Source organism: Cryobacterium sp. MLB-32, from assembly GCF_000738085.1.
In the GTDB taxonomy this organism is placed as follows: domain Bacteria; phylum Actinomycetota; class Actinomycetes; order Actinomycetales; family Microbacteriaceae; genus Cryobacterium.
The window spans coordinates 1-3,936 of record NZ_JPRS01000238.1 but is presented as its reverse complement, the minus strand read 5'-3'; the positions used below and the strand labels follow the sequence as shown (position 1 = coordinate 3,936).

2 protein-coding genes and 2 pseudogenes are annotated in these 3,936 nt (G+C 64.2%); all 4 read left to right on the top strand.

From position 1 onward, the window contains the following. Positions 1-356 precede the first annotated feature (356 nt). A complete protein-coding gene (locus tag JF66_RS16790; RefSeq protein ID WP_035879814.1) occupies positions 357-1,136 on the top strand; it encodes a CPBP family intramembrane glutamic endopeptidase in 780 nt (259 codons plus the stop codon). A gap of 135 nt (positions 1,137-1,271) precedes the next feature. Beyond that, positions 1,272-1,802 (top strand): HAD family hydrolase, encoded by a 531-nt coding sequence (locus JF66_RS16785; protein WP_231556477.1) that lies wholly within the window; start codon positions 1,272-1,274, stop codon positions 1,800-1,802. Continuing rightward, positions 1,733-2,713: pseudogene (locus JF66_RS24515) on the top strand (HAD-IA family hydrolase); the annotation flags it as partial. The gene JF66_RS16785 and the pseudogene JF66_RS24515, both read left to right, overlap by 70 nt. Before the next feature lie 3 nt (positions 2,714-2,716). After that, positions 2,717-3,936: pseudogene (locus tag JF66_RS16780) on the top strand (family 65 glycosyl hydrolase); the annotation flags it as partial.

Sequence of the window (3,936 nt, the reverse complement as noted above, 5' to 3'; positions counted from 1 at the left end):
GCGCCGGCATTACTCGAGCAGCCGGAGAGCGTCAGTGCTCCCACGGCGGCAATGGCGATTGCGACGACGCCAAGTCTCTTGATTCTCAATTTTCCTCCAGTGAAAAGGTGAACGCCGGGCACAGTTTGTGGCCGGACCGGCGTTATCGTTAGTTTCGACACTAATTGGGGACTTGACCAAACCGGCCATCGGTGGATGAACCGTTACCTACGCGAAACATTTGGCGCAGGTAATCTGCGTGAAATCGAGCTAGATTCTGCAATTAGTGCAAAAAATGGTTCATTTGGAACAATCTCTTCACTTCGCACCGGTTGCACTGCCGCATGCTGTGACCCCGGCACTGGCATTATGGGTTCATGATCGAATCATCCGGCGGCCTGGCGAAGGCCCGTGTGTACTGGGAAGTCGGCATCGTTCTCGGTCTCTCGCTCGGGGCATCCGCGGTGTATTCGATCGTGTCGATCATCGCGCGGCTCACCGACACCACTCCCCTGGCCGACCAGTCGGCCACGCTCAACGGCTCGCAGTCACCGCGAGAATGGCTCGACTTCACGTACCAGTTCCTCGGCATCGGTTTCGGGCTCGTCGCCGTCGCCCTCGTGCTGTACCTGCTGTGGACACCGACCACCGACCCGTTTCGCCTGATCGGATTCGATCTCACCCAGCCGGGCCGGGACCTGCGGCGCGGCCTCGGCTTGTTGCTCGTGATCGGTATTCCCGGGCTCGCGCTGTATCTGGCCGGCAGAGCGTTCGGTTTCACCGTCGCCGTGGTCCCCGCACCGATCGACACGTTTTGGTGGACAATCCCCATTCTGGTCTTCTCCGCGCTGCGCAGCGCCCTGGTCGAGGAAATCATCGTCGTGGGCTACCTCTTCACACGCCTCCGCCAACTGGGCTGGCCGACCTGGACGATTATTCTCTCCTCTGCGGTACTGCGCGGCAGCTATCACCTGTACCAGGGCATCGGCCCGTTCTTCGGCAACGTCGCCATGGGCGTTGTCTTCGGCTGGTGCTACACCCGTTGGGGCCGCACGATGCCGCTCGTGATCACACACTGGATGCTCGACATCCTCTCCTTCGTCGGCTATCCCCTCGCCCTGGCGTGGTGGCCGGGATTACTCGCCCCCTCGTCGTAAATCCGACCAGGAACGTCACCTGTTTCACGCCCTCGGAGTAGTGTGGGCGTCGAAAGGGAGGAGAGCGAGCACGTGGCGAATTCTCATCTCCCACACACGGACCCAGCCCACTCCGACACGGTCTTATATGACGCCGTGCTCTTCGATCTCGACGGTGTGGTGACCGACACCGCGAGGGTACATTCGCGCGCATGGCAGGCCCTGTTCGACGAGGTGCTGCCTGGTTTGACCGGCGAAACTGCGGCCCCCTTCGATCCCGAGGCCGACTACCTGCGACACATCGACGGTCGTCGGCGGGAAGACGGTATTCGTGAGTTCCTCGAGTCGCGGGGAATACGCCTGCCCGAGGACGGTCCTGACGCAGCGGGTTCGCCTCCGACCATCGCGGGACTGGCCGCACGCAAGCAGGCCCTCTTCGAGAGCATTCTGGCCGCCGAGGGTGTTTCCGTGTTCGAGGATGCCCTGTCTCTCGCCCGCCGTCTGCGGCGAGGGCATATCGCCACCGCCATCGTCACCTCGAGCCGCAACAGCGCCCGCGTTCTTCGAGCTGCGGGCGCGGCCATGACTTCGACATCATCGTCGACGGCACGGATGCCGTGCGGCTCGCCCTGCCCGGAAAACCGGATCCAGCCCTGTTTCTCGAAGCGGCTCAGCGGCTCGGCGTGAAACCGGCCCGCACTGCCGTGCTTGAGGATGCCGTCATCGGGGTGCAGGCAGGCCGGCGGGGCGGATTCGGGATCGTCGTCGGGGTCGACCGCACGGAATCCGCCGATCGTCTGCGTGCTGCCGGGGCCGACATCGTGCTGGACGACCTCACGCAGCTCAATCTGTCCACCCAGGGCGACGGGCACAATCCCTGGCTGCTCCGGTACGACGGATTCGACCCGGACACGGAGGGCGTGCGGGAGGCCCTGTGCACGCTGGGAAATGGGTTCTGGGGTACCCGCGGGGCCGCCCCTGAGTGCGACGCGGATGACGTGCACTATCCAGGCACGTAACTCGCGGGCGTCTACAACCGTCTGACCACGGTCATCGGCTCGGAAACCCGCGAAGACGAGCACATGGTGAACGCGCCGAACTGGCTGCCACTCCAGTTTCGGATAGCCGGCGGCCCATGGTTGTACCCGGGCTGCGACGACATGACGGACTATCGTCAGGAGCTCGACCTCAAACGGGCCACGCTCACCCGCCACATGACGTTCCACGATCGGAGCGGCCGTACCATTCGGGTGTCGTCGCGGCGATTCGTCTCCCAGGCAGCATCGCACGTCGCCCTGCTCGAGACGACGTTCGAGGCCGTGGACTGGTCGGGCACCCTCGAAATTCGCTCGGCCCTCGACGGCCGGGTCACCAACCGCAACGTCGCCGCCGACCGGGCCCTGGCCGCGCAGCATCTACTGCCGCGCGGAGCGTTTGAGGTGGGGAAAGACACCATTCTGCTCGAGGTGGAAACCAGCCAATCGCGCGTGCACATCTCTCTCGCTGCCCGCACCCGGGTATTCGAAGGCGGACAGCTGAGTGAACCGCGGCGCGAAACCCTGACGAAAGAGGGATGGATCGCGCACTCCTTCGAGATCGACGTGCAGCGGAGCCGCCCGATTCGGGTGGAGAAGGTCGTCGTGGTCAGCACCTCGCGGGACCGGGCGATCACCTCCCCGACGGCAGCGGTGCTGTCGTGGCTTGAGCGGCTGCCGGAGTCGACGGAGCTGCTGGCTGCCCACGAGCGGGAATGGCACGTGCTGTGGGAGGAGTTCGCCGTTCGACTCGACCCCGGTCACCGATCCTCGCTGGCACTCAACCTCAACACCTTCCACGTGCTGCAGACCGTGGCAGCGGTGGATGCCGACCTCGACGCGGGCGTGCCGGCTCGCGGCCTCCACGGGGAGGGCTACCGCGGCCACGTCTTCTGGGACGAGATGTTCGTCTATCCCATTCTGACCCTGCGCCGTCCCGACCTCAGTCGGGCCATGCTCGGCTACCGGTACCGACGCTTGAGTGAGGCGCGCACCGCCGCCCGCGAGATCGGACACGCGGGGGCCATGTTCCCCTGGCAGAGCGGCATCGATGGTCGCGAAGTCACGCCGACCTCGCTGCTCAATACCCGCAACGGACAGTGGATGCCCGATAACTCCCACCTGCAGAGGCACGTGGGCCTGGCGATTGCCTACAGTATCTGGCGGTATTACCAATCAACAGGCGACATAGATTTTCTCATCAATCAGGGTGCAGAGATGCTCCTCGAGGTGGCCCGGTTCTTCGCCAGCCTCGCCGAACTCGATCAGGCCGGTGATCGCTACGACATCTCGGGAGTCATGGGCCCGGATGAGTTCCACGACGGCCCCCCGGGCCACCCCGGAGCCGGCCTGCTGAACAACACCTATACGAATGTGATGGCTGCCTGGACGCTGGGCCGAGCGGTGGAGATCGTGGCGCTACTGAAAACTCGCCACTGCGGCCCGCTCTGGAACCGACTGGGACTACGCACGGGCGAGGTGGACCAGTGGAACCGAATCCGTCATCGGCTGCGGGTGGTCTTTCACGCCGACGGGGTCTTGAGCCAGTTCGACGGCTACGAGGCCTTGCCTGAACTCGATTGGGACGCTTATCGATCCAGGTATGGGTCTCTGAGCCGCCTCGATCTCATTCTGAATTCCGAGGGTGACAGTACCAATAACTACCGGCTGGCCAAGCAGCCCGACGTGTTGATGCTCCTGTATCTATTCTCCGCCGGGGAGCTGCGCGGTGTGTTGAGCGAGATGGGCTACAACTTTCCGCCCGAGGCCGTGCTGCGCACCGTCGA

Bases quoted from the DNA above. Each gene is read 5' to 3' on its own strand.
- JF66_RS16790 (WP_035879814.1), top strand. From the start codon at position 357: ATGATCGAATCATCCGGCGGCCTGGCGAAGGCCCGTGTGTACTGGGAA.